Source organism: Paenibacillus sp. FSL L8-0435, from assembly GCF_037965655.1.
Classification (GTDB): Bacteria; Bacillota; Bacilli; order Paenibacillales; family Paenibacillaceae; genus Paenibacillus.
Map to the genome: position 1 here is coordinate 6518398 of NZ_CP150185.1, position 20482 is coordinate 6538879.

Annotated in this window: 15 protein-coding genes; 2 read left to right on the top strand and 13 right to left on the bottom strand. The window is 46.2% G+C overall.

Annotated elements, in window-relative coordinates; all coding sequences use genetic code 11:
- Positions 1-1241 precede the first annotated feature (1241 nt).
- Positions 1242-1571 (top strand): hypothetical protein, encoded by a 330-nt coding sequence (locus NST33_RS28835; RefSeq protein ID WP_221825514.1) that lies wholly within the window; start codon positions 1242-1244, stop codon positions 1569-1571.
- A gap of 60 nt (positions 1572-1631) precedes the next feature.
- On the opposite strand, the gene NST33_RS28840 is transcribed toward NST33_RS28835, so the two are convergent.
- The 3 genes from NST33_RS28840 to NST33_RS28850 all read right to left on the bottom strand — a co-directional run bounded on the left by NST33_RS28840 (position 1632) and on the right by NST33_RS28850 (position 4445).
- Positions 1632-2747 (bottom strand): DUF4179 domain-containing protein, encoded by a 1116-nt coding sequence (locus tag NST33_RS28840; RefSeq protein WP_339305987.1) that lies wholly within the window; start codon positions 2745-2747, stop codon positions 1632-1634.
- Entirely contained in the window at positions 2716-3300 is a 585-nt protein-coding gene (locus NST33_RS28845) for a sigma-70 family RNA polymerase sigma factor (protein WP_221825519.1), read from the bottom strand. The genes NST33_RS28840 and NST33_RS28845 overlap by 32 nt, the downstream gene beginning before the upstream one ends.
- Before the next feature lie 851 nt (positions 3301-4151).
- Entirely contained in the window at positions 4152-4445 is a 294-nt protein-coding gene (locus NST33_RS28850; RefSeq protein ID WP_221825521.1) for an AbrB/MazE/SpoVT family DNA-binding domain-containing protein, read from the bottom strand.
- 735 nt (positions 4446-5180) lie between these two features.
- Here NST33_RS28850 and NST33_RS28855 point away from each other — a divergent pair.
- Positions 5181-5456, top strand: coding sequence for a hypothetical protein (locus tag NST33_RS28855; protein WP_221825523.1), 276 nt, complete (start codon positions 5181-5183; stop codon positions 5454-5456).
- Between the two features lie 58 nt (positions 5457-5514).
- Here the strand turns inward: NST33_RS28855 and NST33_RS28860 are convergent, their stop codons facing one another.
- The 10 genes from NST33_RS28860 to NST33_RS28905 form a co-directional block, all read right to left on the bottom strand.
- Positions 5515-6366 carry a formate/nitrite transporter family protein gene (locus tag NST33_RS28860; protein ID WP_339180085.1) on the bottom strand — a complete coding sequence of 284 codons (852 nt, stop codon included), beginning with the start codon at positions 6364-6366 and terminating at the stop codon, positions 5515-5517.
- Positions 6367-6668: 302 nt separating this feature from the next.
- On the bottom strand, positions 6669-8030 hold the full coding sequence (locus NST33_RS28865; RefSeq protein ID WP_221825527.1) for an FAD-dependent oxidoreductase: 1362 nt from the start codon (positions 8028-8030) through the stop codon (positions 6669-6671).
- A gap of 486 nt (positions 8031-8516) precedes the next feature.
- Complete coding sequence (locus tag NST33_RS28870) at positions 8517-8996, bottom strand: glutathione peroxidase (RefSeq protein WP_339305990.1); 480 nt, start codon at positions 8994-8996, stop codon at positions 8517-8519.
- Positions 8997-9148: 152 nt separating this feature from the next.
- A complete protein-coding gene (locus tag NST33_RS28875) occupies positions 9149-9961 on the bottom strand; it encodes a (2Fe-2S)-binding protein (protein WP_221825528.1) in 813 nt (270 codons plus the stop codon).
- Positions 9962-10054: 93 nt separating this feature from the next.
- A complete protein-coding gene (locus NST33_RS28880; RefSeq protein ID WP_091012819.1) occupies positions 10055-10939 on the bottom strand; it encodes an ABC transporter ATP-binding protein in 885 nt (294 codons plus the stop codon).
- A gap of 487 nt (positions 10940-11426) precedes the next feature.
- The gene (locus NST33_RS28885) at positions 11427-14648 is read right to left on the bottom strand and encodes a hypothetical protein (RefSeq protein WP_339305992.1); all 3222 of its coding nucleotides are present in this window, start codon (positions 14646-14648) and stop codon (positions 11427-11429) included.
- Complete coding sequence (locus NST33_RS28890) at positions 14645-15904, bottom strand: hypothetical protein (protein ID WP_024632789.1); 1260 nt, start codon at positions 15902-15904, stop codon at positions 14645-14647. Before NST33_RS28890 ends, NST33_RS28885 begins: the two co-directional genes overlap by 4 nt.
- Before the next feature lie 90 nt (positions 15905-15994).
- Positions 15995-16642 carry a beta-mannanase gene (locus tag NST33_RS28895; RefSeq protein ID WP_076209731.1) on the bottom strand — a complete coding sequence of 216 codons (648 nt, stop codon included), beginning with the start codon at positions 16640-16642 and terminating at the stop codon, positions 15995-15997.
- 19 nt (positions 16643-16661) lie between these two features.
- On the bottom strand, positions 16662-17945 hold the full coding sequence (locus tag NST33_RS28900) for a vWA domain-containing protein (protein ID WP_339305994.1): 1284 nt from the start codon (positions 17943-17945) through the stop codon (positions 16662-16664).
- A gap of 85 nt (positions 17946-18030) precedes the next feature.
- Positions 18031-20481 (bottom strand): transcription initiation factor TFIID, encoded by a 2451-nt coding sequence (locus tag NST33_RS28905; protein WP_339305996.1) that lies wholly within the window; start codon positions 20479-20481, stop codon positions 18031-18033.
- Position 20482 lies beyond the last annotated feature (1 nt).

Genomic DNA, 20482 nt, shown 5'->3' on the forward strand with positions numbered 1-20482 from the left:
TCAACTTCAGAATTCAGGGGTAAATTAAAAATAAGGCATTAGGCTAGTGTTTCCCCACTTCCTCCTCATGCCATATCATGGACCACTCCCGAAATTCGCCATGAACAGGTTTCGTTCCCCCGAACCTTGTCATGGCGAATTTGCTTTGCGTTGAATTCCAACAAGGACCCCATACAAAAAACGATCCCGACCTTCTCCGTCACAGCATATTCGTTAGGCAGTGTGACGGTGTCTTGTTACCCTCCCTCATATGCATCCATCCCACGTCTCTAAATGAAAAAAGAAAAAAGACTTTATGCCCTCATGTTCGGTTTTGGCTCTAAATTTAAGTTGGCCATAGGCCTTCTGCTGCCCCGCGGCCTGTACGACAGACTTCTTTTCATCTTTAAGCTTACGTATCCAACTGCCCACATAAGCCGTGCTGTTCTCCATCAATACCAGCTACACCGAAAAGCATCGCCGCCCCGATTTCGGCAACTAATTCCTCTTTGCTGTAGTTTTCATCTCCAAAGGCAGCAAGTTCTTTAATCCTTGAAGGCTATCGTGGCCTGTGCTGTGTACATGCTCGTGGAATAATGTGCTGTAATATTCTTCTGTTTTACTGAAATTACAGATAGGTAGCACCCTCACAATATCGTCAACTGGACGATAGAACACACGACCAGACGGACGGTTTTTTGGAACGGTGAAGGAATGAAGCGAAGCGTAATGGAGTCATGGTTCTTTATTTGCTTCGTAGTACATGGTGGGTATTGTGAAGTGGAGTGAAACGGAGCGAAGCAATGCCCATGATGTATGAGCATTGCCCCAAGTTTTTAGCTTCCCTGCTGGTTCCGTTAAGAATCCCAAGCGCCCCCGGACGGCTTATCCGGGGGCGCTTGGGATTTAGGGACGGTGAACTGCGGGAATAAACACCTGTTTTCTACACTTCTTAGATTTTTGTGTAAATAAGTTTGTCCTGGTGTTTGCTGATTGAAATAAGATCTAATTTCAGACTCCCATCGAAACAATACCCGAAACTTTAAATCTATACTCAGTTCTCGATCTTCAACAAACCAGATAACATCTATTCCTTTTCCTCAAAATACTTCTTTCGCTTTCGAATCAATTTGCGAAACAAAATGGTCTCTCATAACAAAATTAGAAAATATTCACTTTTAAAGGAGTAATTTGGACATCGAGGTCGAATTATACATTTGTAGTACTACACATTATTTTTTTAAAAGGGAGACTTCGACAAAATGAAAAAATTATTAGCAGCAGTATCTGTACCAGCCCTAGCTCTTGCATTCACACTAGGAACCGTTCCGGTTTCAGCCGCTCCAGCTGTTCAAGCTGAATCTACTACAATCGGTGGTTCAATCATTACTCCAATGGATACTACAATTCGTACTACTGTGGGTAGCGACTTCTTCATGACAGGCTCTTCTTTTACTATCTTATATGGCTCCAATGTGGTAAGTCTTTCGGGTGGCAAAGCTACTATGATCGGCGAAGGTACCGCGCAGGTAGCAGCATACAAATCTAATGGTGCACTCAACGGAGTGTACACATTTGTAGTAACTAAATAAGGCATAGTTTTTTAATCAAGGTCAGTAATTGGGGTAACCCAATTACTGACCTTTTTATAATTACTTTTTAATTTGAACTTCTACCTCAAGATTAGTTAGGTACTGTTTTAAAACCTCACCGTTTGGATCCTGTTTAAATGTTCCATTCTCATTAATTTCAATAATGTAAGGTTTGATTGTTATTTTGTCTGGTATTGTATTAAAAGGCTGGAATCGAATATCTGAGGTCAACTCGTTCCCATTCGTTTCATGCCATTCATTAGAACTAAGTAACTTTAGACTGTTTCCATCTGAATCGACAACATCATAGGCTAAGCTAAGTGTAAGTGGATCATACGCCTCTCCTTCTGGTAAACTCAAAACAGTTGATAGATTCGTTGTTACTGGTGTAATTTCAACTTTCTGAAATTTTATTGTGAAATCTTCAAACTTCTTTGTCGCATTAATATTAGTCACAAAAGCGTCTGTGGCATTTTTCTCAACAGGGACTTCAATAGATAAAGGCTTGCTTTCTCCTTTAAGATCAACATTCAAAGTCAGATCAAAGGAATTAGGCAGTATTTTCCCTTCTTGGTTACGTAAATCTGAGAATTCAAGGATAACTGAATTGTTATCAACACCGGCATATTGAAATACTCCAATGTCGTTTGAATTATCAGGACCAAAAGATTGAATATCTTCACCATTAATCAATAGACTTATATTTTTAATATCTTTTTTTAATGGATTATTTGAGATTGATAATTCACTTGTTGGATTTCGCTCTAAGCTCAAGGAAACTCTCGTCCCATCATAAATAATTTCCGGTACTACCAAAGATATGTTTTCATTTGATGCACTTACGTTAGGGAAGTTAACTAAATTCTCTTTAACTGCTACCTTTAACCCTAAGTCTCCTGCTAGCTTAAAGATACTCTTTACCCCAGGAACTTGTTGCAAAGATTCAGCCATTGTAGGTGACACAAATCCACTTGCAATCACCAGCGTTAAACTAGCAGCAACCGTTGTAGCAATAACCCTTTTCTTCACTTTTATTCTCCTTTCAATAGTGGTGATAGGTTTTATATTTTGTTCTTTAATTTTTGTCATAATGATATCTGAGAAATCCTTGTTTGGATCCATTTCACGAATTTTATTTATTACTTCATCCTCTTGTGGTTCCAAGTGTTTTTTCATGTTCTTCATAACCTCCATTTCTGTGTCTATTTAATTTTTTTCGAATACGTTCATATTTTTTTCTAGCATTTGCTGCAGTTATGTTAAGTACATGGCCCACCTCATCAAAAGAATACTCCTCTACAGCCCGTAATAGTAAAATGTATTTTTCATTGAAATTAAGCTGTTGTAATAACACATCAATGTAATTTTTCTGGTTTTCATTAGTGGATGAAACTTTGTTTAAATATTGAAAATCAAGAAGCAGTTGATAATCTCTGAATTTCTTCTTATTTAAATTTATAGAGTGGTTATAAACGATCTTGTGAATCCAAGCAGAAAAAGAAACTGTTTTAGTATAGTCACCAATATGTTGATACACTTTAATGAAAATATCTTGAACTGCGTCATCTACTTGTTCTTTATCATTCAGTAAGTAATAACTATAGAGGTAAACTCTCCTCTGGTACTTCTCAATGATGACTCTGAACTTATCAGTATCGCCTTTCTTTATTTGCTGAATTACTTGATCAATTTCCTCACTGTCAATATTGTCTGGATGTTCAGAAGTCAATTGATATCGCCTCCTTCCGTGTACTTATATAACAATTGGAAACTTCAATTTGTGACACTTAGCTATTCTTTATTTTATAAATACTTTCGACTGCCATCTCCCTCCTCTTTGCTTGCAGCGATTCGTGTGATTAGTAGGGGGAGTAGATTTGTTTGCCTTCAGACACAGGGAAATAGAGCTTGTCTTACACCAAGTCCTTGCTCGATTATGTATTACTTATTATTTAGCTTGACGAGGTCATATAAAGCCTGCGGTTGACCATCGTTTGTGCCGGAGCATCCGGTCCTGCAGCAAAGTTTGCCCAGTGGCTCGAAGCAAATTATACGCAACCAAACCCGCACAGAGGAGCCTAAAGAAGGCCTGCAATGCGCAGAAACCAGGAAAAGGGCTCATTCACGATTCGGACCGAGGCATTCATTTCACCATTTATGGTAAAGGAAATATGCAAATCCATCGTGATTGGATGTACGAACATGAAGAAAAGAAAGATTTAATTAAAATCATTTGATGGAAATTATTCTAGGGGTAGATATTCCGGGGTTGCAAAGTGCTTATCTTATCGCAGTGTTGAACATAACAGAGGTGCACAAGAAATTTGCTCGGTGGGTGAAGTTGAACATACAAATTCATTAATATGCCTTGGCCTATCCCGGATGTTCACGAAAAGTATCGCAATGATATTTCAAAATCTTTCGATACTTTCTAATTGTTCTGCATGGATCTCGTCTTCAGCTCATGTCCTGATGTCCTGGGTGGGAGCTGCGCGAATCTCGTCCGGATCGGAGAGAGCAGCAGCATGCCGGTCGCTTGGGGGCTGTCGTTTTTTTTCAATGGAAGGAACCACTTCTTTTTTAGAAGCTTTTCGTTCCTCTCCCTACGTAGCAGCAAGCAGACCCTAAAGCTTCTTTTATACATGAACTGCAAATGAAATAATCTTTAAAGTAGGTAAGTTGTTCCGTTGCGGAACAAAATGTACATTCACATGTTCTATACTTCCGCAAAATTATGCGTGGATCATCAAAAAAATATTCAATTGGATCTCCATGCTCGATCCCCAGGTTATGCTTCAGTTCAATAGGCAATACAATACGTCCAAGTGCGTCTATGTGGTATACCATTCCCGTATCTTTATCTTTTTTCATCACCGTTTCCTCTCCTATTTTTTCCTTATTGTACCATATTATTTATAGTTCTATCGGATATTAAGATAATGTTATCTATGGAATGTTCGGGTTTTGAACAAAAATAGGCAAGCTGCAGGAGCTGGCCAAGCATCCAAATTGCCTTAAAAGACGAACGTTGGTGGTCTTTAATATCTGTTAAGGCTCAGTGCGGGGTGTGAAGCGCGGCACAGGAACCTAAAGCGCCTTGGCCGGGACGGCTTAGGCGCTCTAGGTATCGGGCCAAGTAACCCCCCAGCAGTGCGTAGCGGCTCTTAGGTGGCCGCTCTTGCCCTAGTCTTCTTGATTGGTATAAACACTCCTTCGATCCTCCTGCAGAAGCTGAAGCCCTTCCTGATCCGAAATCCTTCCCTTAGTCTAGGCTTGTTTAAACCAAGCCTAGGTTGCAACAGGACACACAAAAGGCGTTCCCAATAATCCAGGAATGCCCTTTTCTTAGAACTTATTTGTAATTGTAATTTCTGGATTCATGTACGCGCCGATATAATTTTATCGAACGCAATCCCATCCTAATCATCGTCATAGTGAAACTTTATTTCCTTCCGTAACGTACACAAATGAGTCCAGTTAACTCTCTAAATTGGTGATAAAAACAATAATATTATGCACTAACTTCATCATGTATAATTGATGTATAGATACTTTTTGATGGTTTAGTTAACTAGCAATAAATTCTATATTCGAATGGAGGTAAGTGCTATGGAGTACCGATTTGAACAAGGTTACTTTTTGATTTATTTTCCTGCTAGAACCACCAGTACTGGAGACATTATGGTGGTTAAATTATTAGACAGACCATTTAAAGATAGAATTGAATTCCTTATAAATAGCAAAAACTATGAGTGCAAATCACGTAATAAATATTTAACGTTTGAGCCAAATTCAAACAATAAATCTGAAAAGCCCGGTGCATTCTCAGCGGTACGAAGCGAGTACAATCGAATGTGGGCAACAATGAATTCATATTTTGAATAATAAAAATTTAATTGGCAGTTGGGGACGACCTACGTCCACACATGCTACGCAATGCCCTCTATGCTTGTTTGCTCCACATCGCTCTAGCCTCCGTCTCCACAGGTTCGATCGACGTTGCTATCTCTGGCTTCACTTTCGGCTCAACTTGGCGCAGGTACACCACCCAATAGGCTGCAGCTACAAACAAAGCTCCTCCAGTCAGATTCCCGAGCCATACCGGAATGAAATTCATCACATATTGACCCCACGAATAATGTCCTTCGAAGATTGCTGCCGGGATGAGGAACATATTGGCCACAACGTGCTGGAATCCAATCGCCACAAATGCCATCGTTGGAAACCAAATGCCTAGTACTTTGCCACTCATCGTATCGGATGCATAGGATAACCACACGGCCAGCGCAACCAGCCAGTTACAGCCGATGCCGGAGATAAAAGCCTGCAGGAATCCATCATGCAGCTTATGTCCAGCCATATCCACCACTTTCGCCAGATATACACCCTCTCCAGTCAGACCAAGCACATGTCCAAACGCATACGCGACAAACAAAGCTCCAACAAAGTTACCAATCGTCACTAACGTCAGATTTTTCAACATGCTGCCCGCGGATAATTTTCGTGCAATTGTCGCGAGTGGAACAGCCATCATATTTCCCGTCAGCAACTCGCCACCACCAATGAGCACCATAATCAATCCAACTGGGAATACCGCCGCACCGATCAAATTAACCAAACTTCCCCACTCTGCTGGCGCAGAAGCAATTACCCGAATATCCAGTAGAAAACCCAGCGCGATAAAAGCCCCTGCCAGAAAACTGAGCACCAGTACAGAAGAGTCCCGATATTGTGCCTTCTTCATTCCTGTTTGCGCCGTATATTGTGCAACCTCAAGAGGTGTTTTTGCTGCCATATCATTCATCCTCTCCTTCATTGTTCATCATTGGATAAGACCATCTAAAATTCATTAGTTATGCGTTGAATACCATATCCTAATTGTATCTTGGTCTTATACAAAACTTTGTGCAAATTATCACAATGTTATGTATAAAAGTCGTTATTCATGCTTGTCATTGAATGACTCTGACAGCAAGGGATATCGTGCATGTTACTTACACCTCCATTACAGATATACAAAAAAAGACTGACGATATGCTCGCCAGCCTTTGTGCATTTTATGGTTCAGTATTTTATATCAACATCTATTCTGCTTCCTTACACCATTGCTGGTGCTTTTACTTCTATTGGAGGCAGTGCTTGCAGACCCGCCGTGTTCAGGAAGTTCCACGGTTTGTTGTAATGTGGCTGGAAGAAGAAGTCGATGAAGGCCAGCTCATCTACGGTCATGTTGTTTTGGATGCAGACCGAGATCGTATTAATCGATTGAGTCAGATCAACCTGTGACATTACTTGCGCTCCGACAATTCGACGAGTAGCCTGCTCATATACCACTTTGAGTAACAGTTTCTCAGCCGTAGGCATGAACTCCGGACGGTAGCTGTCTTCCAGTACCACGGATTCCACGATCAGACCTTCGTCAGCAGCAGATGTTTCCGTCATCCCGGTACCCGCGATATTTTGCTCGTAAATTTTGATACCCGATGTTCCTTGTGTACCCATATACGGTGTCGTAGGGCGAACCAGGTTGCGGGCTACCAGTGTACCCATCCGCACAGCGTTAGTCGCCAGTGGAATGTAAGATGCTTTGCCTGTAGGGTTATAATGGATAGCACAGCTGTCACCCGCAGCGAAGACGTCTTTTTGACTGGTTTGCATATATTTATCCACGATGATCGCACCGTTTGGCAGCATATCCACTTGGCCTTTGAGCAGCTCTGTATTTGGACGGAAGCCGATGCACAGAATAACCAGATCGGTTTCAAACTCACCTTTGGACGTGATCACCTTGGTCACTTTGCCATTTTCTCCAGTAAACTTCTGTACCGTCTGACCAAGAGCCAGCTTGATACCGCGTCCAGTCAACGTATCTTCGATCGCATCTGTGAATTCAGGGTCCAGGTATTTGTTCAAAATCCGGTCCACACTGTCGATCAGGGTAACTTCCTTGCCGTTCATCTGGAAAGCTTCCACCAGCTCTACGCCGATATATCCTGCACCTACAACGGTAACACGTTTGGCATCTTTGGCTTTTTCTATAATCGTATTGGAGTGATTGTAATTTTTGCAAAGTAAAATGTTATCCTTGTCGATGCCTTCAAGCTTCGGAACGACAGGCCAAGAACCCGTTGTCACGATCAGTTTGTCAAACGTATCTTCAAATTCTTCCCCAGTTTTCAGGTTTTTAGCCTGAAGGGTATGACCCTTGGCATCAACTGCTGTAACTTCATGAAGCATCTTGGTTACAACGCCGAGATCTGCCAATTGATTAGGCGAAGAATAGAACAAACCGTCAGGGTCTTTCACAACCCCACCTACGTAGAGCGCAATGCCACAAGATAGGAAGGAGATATTGTCATTGCGCTCATACACGGTGATGGTAGCATCCGGGTACAATTTGGCGGTATTTACGATGGCTGCGGTCCCTGCGTGTGTACATCCGATAACTGCGATTTTCATTAAAAGTTCCTCCTCGAAATATATAAATGAGTTTGAATATAAGGTTGTTATGGTTGTGAAATATTTCACTTCTTAATCGATACTGTGTATGTGATTAATTTCACTTTATACACTCATTATAATGTGATCTTTTTCACATTGCAATAGGTTGAGCAAAAAAAGTTTGTCGAAAGAAGTCATTTCCCTGTATTCAAGCTTTTCTTCAGCTTTTCTTCCCTTCATTTTATTGATTTCATTTTCCCCGGATTCGGGTCGATTTATGCTATGCAAAGGCTTCCGCGATCCCTGTATGGACGCATAAAGTTAGAAGCGTGCCTTTCATTCATGTTTTAGTTGTACAAAAAATAAATGTCTTCAATTTTCATTACAGAGAGTTGATTTCATGGAGCCAACTCCTACCTGTGAAGAGAATAAATCTGCGTATATAAAATAATCAAAAAAGCCTATCCTCGTTTATACGAGGATAGGCTTCTCAACGTTCATGTATTAACCGAGCAATTTCTCGATATCTGCAATCATGGTCTCCGGGGATTCTTTCGGTTCAACACGACCTACCACTTCACCTTCACGGTTAACAAGGAACTTGGTAAAGTTCCATTGGATGTCGCTTGTTTCGCCTACGCCGGGTTGTTGCTCCTTCAGGTATTGGAATAGAGGATGTGTTTCCTCACCATTCACATCTACCTTGGCAAACACCGGGAAATTCACACCATAGTTAATCTGGCAAAATGATTCGGCTTCCTCATTTGTACCTGGCTCCTGCCCTCCAAACTGGTTACAAGGGAAACCCAGTACAACCAAGCCTTGATCGCGATAACGATCATAGAGCTTTTGCAATTCACCGTATTGCGGGGTCAGTCCACACTTGCTGGCTGTATTGGCAATGACCAATACCTTACCTTGATACAGATCCAGTGAGACTTCTTGGTTCGCGGTAGTTACCGCCTGATATGAATATACGGACATGACTGATTCCTCCCATGACATATGTTGGTTTGGACTGTTGCGAGCACGTTGGCATAACCAATGAACCTACAGCCTGTCTTATTATTATAAACCTGATCGGATGCGATTACCAAATCTCGGATCTACCCATATCCCTTTGCTCCCGACTCACTTCAACCTGACTTGGCAGCCACAATTGCATCATACCGCTCTTGCCGCTCGGCCTTGGTCAGTTTGGGACAGCTGTAACAGTAATTCTGACCACCGTACACCTGATAGTGCAGGCAACATGTCGGCTTCATCAGCATGGTCTCTCCAGGTTGATGGGGATTAGCAATCTCGACCGGTTTGAATGACAGCAAGTTCTTGCGTAACCCCAGAATCTCCGGTGGCATGGCAATGACATGCTCATATCCCTGAATTACAGCTTCTCGTTCCGATTCTGTAATGTCCATCTTTACCACCATCGTCTTGAACCATCTCAGGATGGATGCGAACTGTGCCCACATCTGACCCGTGTTTGCTTCTCCCGCAAGGGCCACCCCCTCAATCAGTGGGCGTAGTTGTTCACCGTAATATGCTGTAAGTAGCTCATTCCGCCAAGGAGATACAGCTCCAACACTGCTGTCGACTGAACCAGGATGGGCATACTCGGTTGCATCCACAATCTGAAAATGGATTACAGGACGCCCTTCCTGAACCTCCAACTGCAAATGGATATTCTCCAACGAAATATTCAGCGATGCATCACACATAGATGTCAAGTAATGAATACCGAGCACTAAACCGCGAACAGAGTGCATGAAATATACAGCAGCAGAGCGAAGAGAATCTGTACGCAGGTGCTTATTATAGACTTCGAGCATAAGCTTTGCGTTCTCCGGATGTCTTAACAATGTCAAAGGCATGCCAAAAACCGGTTCGTTAACCGGACCGGTCGTTATACGTCCATATTGCTCTAACCACGTGTAGTTGATTGCTCCCATTGGTTGCAAACCTCCCATGAATGCGAATGAGCCGCGTGCATTATGCACAGCGGCTTCATTCTATAATGTAAGGACCACATATGGCCCATTTCGTTAACTTCCTGTCGCTTGAACACGTGGTTCTGTCCGTCCTCCAGCATGAACCATCGCACTGTTCATGACCATCTGCTCTGGCGTCTTCGATTGCTGGCGTTCGCCTGCAAGAGCGTAAGGCAAGCAGAGCGGTACACCGGAACGCGGATCAATCACGATATCTGCTTCAATGTTAAATACTTCACGAAGTACATCCGAATTCATAACTTCCACAGGTGAACCATGAGCAATAGCTTTACCTTTTTTGATACCAATCATGTGATGTGCATAGCGGGAAGCATGATTCAAGTCATGGACAACCATAACAATGGTACGGTTGGCTGTGGCATTCAGTTGCTCCAGTAATTGCAATACTTCGAGCTGGTGAGCCATATCCAGGAACGTAGTCGGCTCGTCCAGGAAAAGGATATCTGTTTCTTGTGCAAGTGCCATAGCAATCCAGGCACGTTGACGCTGTCCACCGGACAGTTGATCAATCGGACGATCATGGAATTCAGTCATGGCTGTCACTTCGATAGCCCATTCAATCATGCGTTTGTCTTCCGCACGCATGGAGCCAAATCCCTTTTGATAAGGAAAGCGACCATACGATACCAGTTCAGTAACGGTAAGACCTTCAGGGGCTGTTGGATTCTGTGGCAAAATCGCAAGCTGCTTGGCAACTTCACGCGTGGATTGTTTATGGATGGACTTCCCGTCGAGCAATACATTACCTGCTTTTGGAGCCATAATACGTGCCATCGTTTTCAGGATGGTTGACTTCCCTGAACCATTGGCTCCAACAAGTGCTGTAATTTTTCCTTGGGGAATCTGAATATTCAGATCCTCTACAATTAGTCTTTCCTCATAAGCGATATCCAGCTTGGTCGTCTCCAGACGAAACATGCGATCATCCCTCTCTCATTTATCCCGGTTATGTAATCCGGCTATGGCAACAAAAACGAAATTGTAATTCTGTGTATTTCCGACGCAAATATCTTCTACACTAAAGATACTGATAATCATTATCATTTGTCAACATAAAAAACCAAATTTTCTTCTCTTTTCGTGCTTTATTTGGTCTTTCTATAGCAGAAATCCCCCTCTTTTTTCAAGTACACTTGAGATCTTTTCTCATTCATTCCGCGCACTTTATCACTTCTGTCTGTCTTTCAAACTCTTGAATCGCAAATTTTGTGTCCGAATTGTGAATGACTGATTTATTTTCATGCGTTTGCTATATCCGGGATGTGGAACAAAAAAAGATGACCTTGAAATTCAAGTTCAAGGTCATCTCACATACGCTCGTTTAATAAGGTATGAAGTCAGCATTTTTCATTATTGGATCAAAAGACACTTAATGAATCTATGCAACATGTTCATATAAAATAACTTAGAGCTTCGGCTGCGACATCAATTGGATCACCTTCATATTGCCCTGCGTACTCTTCACACTGACAATACTCTCGGCATCCATATTCGCTGGAAGATCGATCTGCAATCCATACGGATAGAGACGATCTACCTCTCCAATAGACATCTGTGCAGGAGTGGTCGCATCCGCATCCTGTTCATTGGATACAGATGTGTCAGGCGATGTGGAACCAGTAGCTTGATCTGCATCCGTACCTTGATCCGTGTCTCCACTCGCAGCATTAGACGATGTATTCGTCCCTGTACCCGTTGTTGTATCGTTACCAGGATCTGAAGTGGGATCACCCGATGTTGAAGGATCGGCCTGCTGATCGCCATCCTCCGTCTGCTCTATGTTCCCCACGTTTCCCGCTGATGAGCCATCCGTGCTTCCTTCGGAAGTACTTCCTGAGCCACCATCGGAGGTATCTTGGGTATCAGGCTCTTCATTCCGATTAAAACTCTCCCACTTGCCTGTAGTATCCAACTCCTGAGTGCTATCATCCTTCATCGTCAATTGAAGTTTGCCTTGCTCAAACTCAGTGCTTCCCGTATCATTCCTGAAACGGATCACGAGTTGAGCAGGTAATTCCGTACCCTCCTGGTCACTCGCAGGAATCATATAAGCAATCTGCTCCGCGAGCTGCACCTCAGGTTCAGCCGGTATGACAGGCTCCTGGGTAGATGGAGGGGATGCCGCTGGCGGCTCTACAGAATCTTTCATCCATGCATATGTACCGCCAGCAATACCAAGAACGAGGATCAAGAGGATTAATCCGAACAGATTTTTCCTTCTACCCGTTAGCATCCGCACCAGTGGAGAGGACAATTCCGTCTTCGCACGATCATAGACCGGCTTCATTGTCTTGCTGGCTCTCACGTAATACGGTTTGAAAGCTGACTTCGACTTGAAAGCTTCACGGTCATGGGCTTTGAAATACGCCACGATGGCATCCGCATATCCTTTATGCGCATTGGAACCCCAGACAAACATTCGATGATCTCCTGACCATTCGAAGAATGGATACAGCCCTTCAGCACGACTTGCATTGGTGCGAATGAATTCTATCAGGCCAGGATAATCCAACCGATTGCTGCCGCTTCCTCCCCGATAAAAAGCCATAGGCAAAGCTTCATATGCCGCAATCCCCGGATGAGTCTGCAACTCTCCGGCAAGCCAGCGACGCGTCCAGCGTTGAAGTTCATTGCGCTCTGCCAGGGAAAGTGCCTCCAATGCCTCTTCTTCATTCCCCTCGCCACTAAGCCACACTCTCGCAGCCAGCATCATGTTCGTTCGAGCGGATACATCAGAGCCCTGACGTGCCGCCCAATCCCGAACCTCATTACCATGCTGCAAAATATCGACGCTTAACAACTGTTCACGGTTAACCCGATCCAGATCGAGATCCTGAATCATAAACAAGTTAATGACATAAGCGAGCTTGTCTGCAAGGCGGGTTAACTCCTCCTGATATGCCGGATCTTGACTGGCAGACGGAGATCCCCCTTTTCGATTAGGGCGGACTGTAGCTTCAGTTTGACCAATTCGTGCCGTAATGCCTGTATCATACGTACCTTCCACAGATACCCTATCGAGTATGCTAACCCGCTGGAGTGCTTCATTCGCAGATTGTACCGGATTAGGCGCAGAACATAACCGTTCACGCAGCTCATTGGCTGTCCGCTCCTGCAAGAAGCTGTAGGAGATCGCAGATGGATGGGACGTAACCCATCTTCGGATCACTTCCACAACGTTCGCTGCTGATTCCGTGCGTTTCAGCTGATTGTCCAGATAAGGCTCGAACAACAGCTTAGTGAGCGATTCATTGGCCAGCACTTTATCAAAGAAAGCCCGATTCAGCTGCGGATCCCGATCCAGCACAGCATACAATTCCTGCACAGCACGCATACGCTTCTGGGCGCGGGCATTATTCACACCGTAGATAAAATAGTCCACAATCCGGGATTGCACCACGGGCGCGGCAACACTGAAATATTCTCCAATGCGAGCTGCGACGTCTTCTTCCGGTACGTTCTCACGCTTCACGCTGTCCAGTTCCCTGCTGAGCAAGGTCAGGAACAGTTCGTTCAGACGGGAACGTTGCTGTAATCCACCATCCGGCTTCAAATAGGTCAGCAAGCCACTCAGGACATGACTTTTGTTATCCAAATACAGGTCTTCCATGCCTTGTTCAAGACCATAGAACACCGCAAGTTCGCCATATGCTTCAATGGAAAGTTCCCGTCCAGGCTCCATGCCGGATAACATTTCATCCGCAAACGTATAGAACGCATCCGCCGCACCAGGTTCCTGTAATAAGGCCCAAGCGAATTCGGCGTAAGGTAACTTCGCCACAGATGCATCCGCATGTGTCACTCTGCCGGATACCAGATCAAAGGTGAAATCCTTCTCCGTATTCCGGTCTTTCGGACGCAACGTTCCTCGCTCTACAAACTGGACGTGAATGCCCTTCTTGGCCTGTGGCTCCTTGGCAAACGTCATGAATCCCAGCTGCCGCCGGAATGCGTAGGGTAAAGCCGTGTACAGCAAACGTAACAATCCTTTGGCCCCTTCGGTCACTTCTTCTGCCGGAAGGTCCAGCGCAATGTATACTTTTCTGCGTGTCGCTACAGACTGCATTACCGCATAGAGCAGGCGCTTGAACAGCACTTCGTTCATTTTCAAAGCGCTCAGCACTTGGGTTGGTGATCCTACGCCAGCATCGGTCACCCCACCCTGTCCGCTCCTAGGTGATATAGGCAATTCAGCAAGCGCCGGCAGAACTGTACCTTGTTCGATGTCATAGGACGTGGCGAACACGGCATCCAGCCAGCCACCTTGTTTCATCTGCTCTTCCGAGCGTTCGGGAGACAAGACGTAATTATGTGCAAAAAAGGCACTGCGCAGCCCGGTGAAATCCGCAGACTGGTACACATTTTGCCCAAGGATCGTCTCTCCACTCTCCAGATGAAGCAGGTGAATGGAAGCCGGAAACTTCGTCTCGTCCTTCTCGCTACGGCCTGTTAGCTCCGCTGGAGCGTCATAGACACAGTAGGGGTGAAGCACTTTTTTGATAAAAGAAGGGTCCAGTCCCGGCGATGCCGCAACCGTATCAAACCCTTCTGTTGTGCGAAACACCCCGCGCCGCTCTCGGGTATACAACTGTTGTTCAATGGGCGGGGTTACGGAAGAACGCATCATCCCACTCTCCCCTCAATGTACTTCAGCTTGTACAGCAGCCACAGGAAAGGTTCATCCACGCGGATCGGGCTAACCACACCCTGCAATTTCATATCCACCGGATTGCTGCCCAACGCAGATACTGCGAAATAGGCTGTATCCTTGAAGTACACATCCATCGTGCCCTTGAACGGACGATCCACCTTCTCGATAAAACGCCGGATCTCCCCGTCGATATTCTCGAACTCGGTTAAGTCGAACCAATCACGGTGCACCATATTGCGGAAGACATTACTGTTGGATTTGATATAATCGCCCTCTTCATCCTTGAGGGAATGCAACATGTCGCTTTTCGTGAGCACAACGGCTGTTGGAATATTGGTCTTGGCTTTATCCTGATACGCGATAAAATCCCCAAACATCGTCAGTACCACGTCACGTGGTTCATCGTATCGTGGTGTCCACTCTCCCGGCTCATTGCCGAGGTTAATGCGGATTTTGTCCCGAATCGAACGAATCTGAAGCGGGTCCACCATGAACAGGATACCTGCCGAGTTCTTGATGTGCTGCCCGTGAAGTCCGAGATAATCCTGCTCAACCATACCTTCACCTGCAACGTCAAAGAACACCAGCGTCAGCGGCGCTTTATCTTCGTCCTTGAACACAAACTGGAAGATAAACGGCTCCTGCAACTTTTCCTTCTGTGTGGAATCCAGCAGATCCCCCCGTTCGAACAACGGTTCTTCATAATCCGCACGGAACCGGCGGCTGATCTCCGCATTCAATGGCATGCAAGCCGCGTCAAAATGATCGGCGGTATAATGCTGCAATGTATGAATTAATGAAGTCATGTAGACGGATTTACCTACCTGGGATGCACCAATGATGGATATGATGTTGCTCGGTGCTTTACCTGCCGTAACAGGTAGCTCGTTATGACATTGCGGACACAACCGGCGGCGTGTAACGACACCGTACCGATCGTTCAGACCCATCACAATGTTATCGGAATAAATCCGGTGTTCCTCCGGTACATCATGAGGTGCCAATACCGCCTCCATATCAAATACCGTGTCGAGTCCGAACCTTTCGCGATACCGATTCAACTTCGCATCTTCCCCGAGTGCGTAGTCCTCATCATCATCGCGGTGATGGGCGGCGCGGAACACCACCTCTTCCGGTGAAAACTTGCTGAAACAATAAGGGCATACAATATCGTAAAACAGCGGACGTTCCTCCGGCTGTTGTCTCTTCAAAAACCGACTAAAAAAGCTCATAGCCACTCCCCTCCCCTGATCAGTCAGACTAAGGTGATTTACACTTGCACTACGATGACAGAGTAACCTTCCCATCGCTAGTCCAACTATCTAGTCTGATATAAGCCGATAGGCGGCTCCATATTTCGGTCCGTCCGTGAAGAATAATCGCACATAATCATCCTTGGCAACTTCAACGGGCGGCATCTCATTTCTTCCGGGAGCAAAATCACTCACAAAAGGATACACCGTACCATCTTCCTTATTCAGCGGAACCCCGCCCTGTTTGCGAACATAACAGAGGGCTTCCTTGGGAACAGGTACTTCCGCTGTGACGGTGATCAATACACTTTTTCGTTTCTGAAAAAAACCGCTCTTGTAGCGAATGGAAAAGCGGATGTCCGCCTTCCCTGCGCTTGCAATTACCATGTTGTCCTCGTCTCGTTGACGGATCAGTACAGGACCCTCTTCCTCCATCTGACACACATACACGGTGTACTTGATGGCACCAAAACCTGTGATCCGATCCGTGTAACCATTGCTCGCCTTATATTCTTCTCTCGTGTACAGCTTCAGCTTGCCCTGTGCAGGTTCTTCCCCGGTACGATCATCGCTCATCATATCCAGCTCCAGCCGTTCCACATACACAGCTTCTACCCGTTCCGGCCAGAGCCAGCGAAGTGTACAACGCCCTTCATCCACCGCAAGTGTCAGTTTTCGAATCAAGGGTGTCGAAGGGTCTGCATCCGTAAACCGCATTTCCATTGACCTCCCGACGTTAGAATCCTTTGCTGCGTGTATCTCTTGGTCTCTGACCAAACCCTTCGGCAGAAGAAGTTCCGCCGCCAGCTTCACGACGACCTCGGCTCTTCCGCGGCGTGTTCTCCTTAATCGGAACAATCCAGGAGAAGAGGGTCAATACGCCAGACAAAATGAGCATCGCACCGAGTCGTACAAATGTATCACCCACGTTCGAACCGTCGAGTCCCCACTCCAGCAGAAGCCCTGCCAGTAGACCCGACACCGCACCGCCTATACCAAAGCTGAGCGCGAGATGACGGTTATCAAACACCAGTCCAAGTGATACACCCAGGACTACTCCAATCAGTAACACTGCTGCTACACGGAAAATCGCCAGATAAACGCTATGCTCCATCATGCCTGTACGCTCCGTTACCAGCGTCCGTTCATCAATCGTATCGTAGATCTGCTGGAATGCCAGATTCAGACCACCGGAATCCGGTACATCATAGTACATGCCACCCGTTTGCTGGGCAATGTTACGCAACAAATCCGTACCCGAAGGGTCTACCAGACTAAGGCCGACTGTATTAATAGCAATCTGTTCGTTGTTATATTGGGACAAAATATCGGTCGTGTCCGCTTCACTGAAGCCATCGGATAACAAGATGACAACTGTACCGCGTTTCGGGTCCTGTTTGCCCTGAATCTGCTCCATGCCTTCCCGCAGCACGGCATCAAAATTGGTGCCGCCCGAAGTCGTGACAATGCCATCGATTTTGCTATAAACCTCATTCTTGGCCGCTTCACTATCCAGCGCAATAAACGGCTGTAACAACTGCGGTTGGTCATCAAACGTAATGACAGCTACCTGTTTGTCACTCTCCATCTGGCTGATTAGTGTCTTGGCGGCTTCAAAACGTCCGTTATCCGGATCTGTCTCGCTCATGCTGCCCGAGTTATCGATCATCAGTACGATGTCCTTCACTTGCTTCACACCGCCCGGATTGATCTGATACAACAATTGCAGGGCGAGTCCAACAACAAATAACAGAGCCAGTGTTGCCGGAACAAGCAATTTCCACGACAGTCCCAGATACCGGAGCTTCCATGAAGCGCCATTCAGCTTGGGTGAGATCATCTCTGCGATCAAACAGAACAATCCAACGCTCAGCGCCAGTACGCCAAAGTATAATCCCATCAGCAACAGACGTGGCATCTCCCCAAGCCATTGACGCAGCATGATTTCTCCTGCCGCAAAGCCCACTGCCCCGCCAATCAGGCTGAATAGGACCAGGAGAAGATTAATTTTTCGCTGCATGTGTGCATGCATCCTTTCCAAACCAGCCTTAAACAGGCTGAGTTAATACAAGATTGGTGCTGGGTGTAGGACACCACCAGACTTCTTAACGAATGGGTGACAACTTTTCCACCAGACCTGCGGGGTGAAGTTCATAACCATTCTCCGTGTACGAGTCATAATATACCTTGCCGTTCCGATACACCATGAGATCCTCCAGATGGAAACCTCCCATCAGATTCAGTTTCTCCACACCACTGCTGCGTTCTTCGTACACCACACCCAACTTGTAGATGCGTGACGTCTCTTCGGCATGTGCCGCATAGTCCATGAAAGCACTATGATGGTCGCCAAAGAAGTACTTTTCTTCATACCGATGTTCCTGCGTATAATCGAATACCCGTACCCGAACAACCGCCTGATCCTCCAGCGTGTGGTACAACCTGCGGAACAGATCATCCCGGGTTAATACGTCTTTATCTCCGTAGGCAATCGTAACGTTAGCACGCTGCAACAGTTCTTCTTCAAATGGCAATCGCAATGGCTCGGCTGTAAGCAGCAACGAGTGACATACCTCCATCAACCGTTTCAGCAGACGATCATCGCCTTCTGTGGCAAGCCGGTTCATGTCTCCCATGTAACGGTCCTCAAACCATACATCCCGTCCGCGTTTGGCTTCCAGGTCAATGATTAGCTCTTCCGTCACTTTGCCGTAGTACTCCATCACGTTCTGGCCGATGTATTCATCCGCAGCGGCGATACTTTGGGCAGCTGTCTCTCGCAGTGTGCGTTCCAGCGCTTCAAGTGTTGCTGTGACGTGGCGACTAAAACGATGAAGTTCTTCCATCTCCGTATCGTAGATGCGCAGCAGATGTAATTCATTTTCCAGTCGCAGTAATTCTACCTTTTGTACATACACTCGCTCCAGCATGCAGTCAATCAGATTGCGTACATTCTGTTTATCACGGAACAACGCTCGTTTGAACGACTGATCTTCCACTCGCTCTTGCTGACGTTGCTCCAGCAGAGCACGTGCCGATTCAAGCTGCATCGATTTATCCCGAATCAGTCCGAGCAGCGCTTCACGTACACTACCAGGCTCACTGTCACTCCAGGCCGCCCACTGGAAGTAACCAACCTCTGGATGCTCCGCGCGGGAATGTTCAGCCTGACGGCGCAGGGAACCGTTAGAGCTGCGCTCGCGCACACGCTCTTCGACAAGACGGACAACGTTATCGCGGAAGTACGCATCAGCTCCTTGTCCAAACAACGCTCTCTCCGCTTCACGTAGGGAGAGCGGCTTCAGATCAGAGAAACTGACGTTATGCGTCATGATGCCACTCATGCCACTAACCAGATCTTCATTGGGCAGCAAGCCTTCGACTTTGCGTTCCACCGAAGCCGCGTCCAGTCCAAAGAATGCGAGCTTGTCCTTAATGCTCCAATCCGGCTCTTGCCGCATGCGTGCGAGCAGATACCGATACAGGTGATATAACACCGTCAGGGCAATCGGCTTGTTTGGCCGCCTGATCTCGGCAAAACCCGCACTTGCATAACCATGCTGATCAGAGGTAGTACGAATATTGTTTTTAAAGGATGTATTGTTGTACGTGTTCGCTCCCGTGCTTGAAACGCTACCCGAGTGATCCACATCCTGCTTCCTGTTCTTCAGCAGGCAGATGCGGCAGATGATCTCGGCATTTTCGATCCAGCCACCGGGAACGCCGGTTCCACGCTCATTTTTGTCGGACAACAGATATACCAGATCAAACAACGGTGACGCGGGATGTGTAACCGGAATGGAGATCCCATCCTCCGTCACCAGCAGTTTACCGCTGAACGTGTAGTCCAAGGACTGCATATAATCCAGTTCCCGCAGAAAAGCAAGACCTGCTGCGCTGGCATACCCGAAGGAATCCACCTGCTCCATCTCACTGACCAATACATGCAGATCCGTCTGCACCGACTTGAAGGCTTGGGACAAAATGGTCTCCGTCAGCTTGGTGAGCTCTGGCAACAATACATTCAGCGGATCATCCGCTCTGGTTACCACCGTAACGTAAATCCGATCAAATGACGAGTATAACCGTCCATATTCGGCAATTCGGTTACTGACCCGCCGAAGCGTACGATTCAGATCGTAGAGCGCCTGATCCGATTCATGGAAATTGCGGTGCACATCCTTACGCCGTGTTTTGGAAGGTCGCTCCTTCTGCCCAGTGGACAATGGCAAGCGGTGCAGAGTTACCTGTCCGTCGTCACCGGATGAGCTATCGTTCCTCGTTTCACCCGGATCTGCTTCCTGATCTTCTGTCCCAATCTGAACGTAGACCACACCGTCTCCATTATCCCATTTCAACCGGTTAATCTCCCTCACGGCAGACACGGCAGGTGCAACCTGATCACCCACGAACAGAAACAAGGCCGGGTAATGGATACTGCTGCGTCCATCACCCAGGCTGCCTTGACGCTCCTGCTCTATTGCATACTGTGCTGCATACTTCTCCAGATCACGCTTCAGGGTATTGTTCGAATTGAACTCCATCCCAGCCGCCATC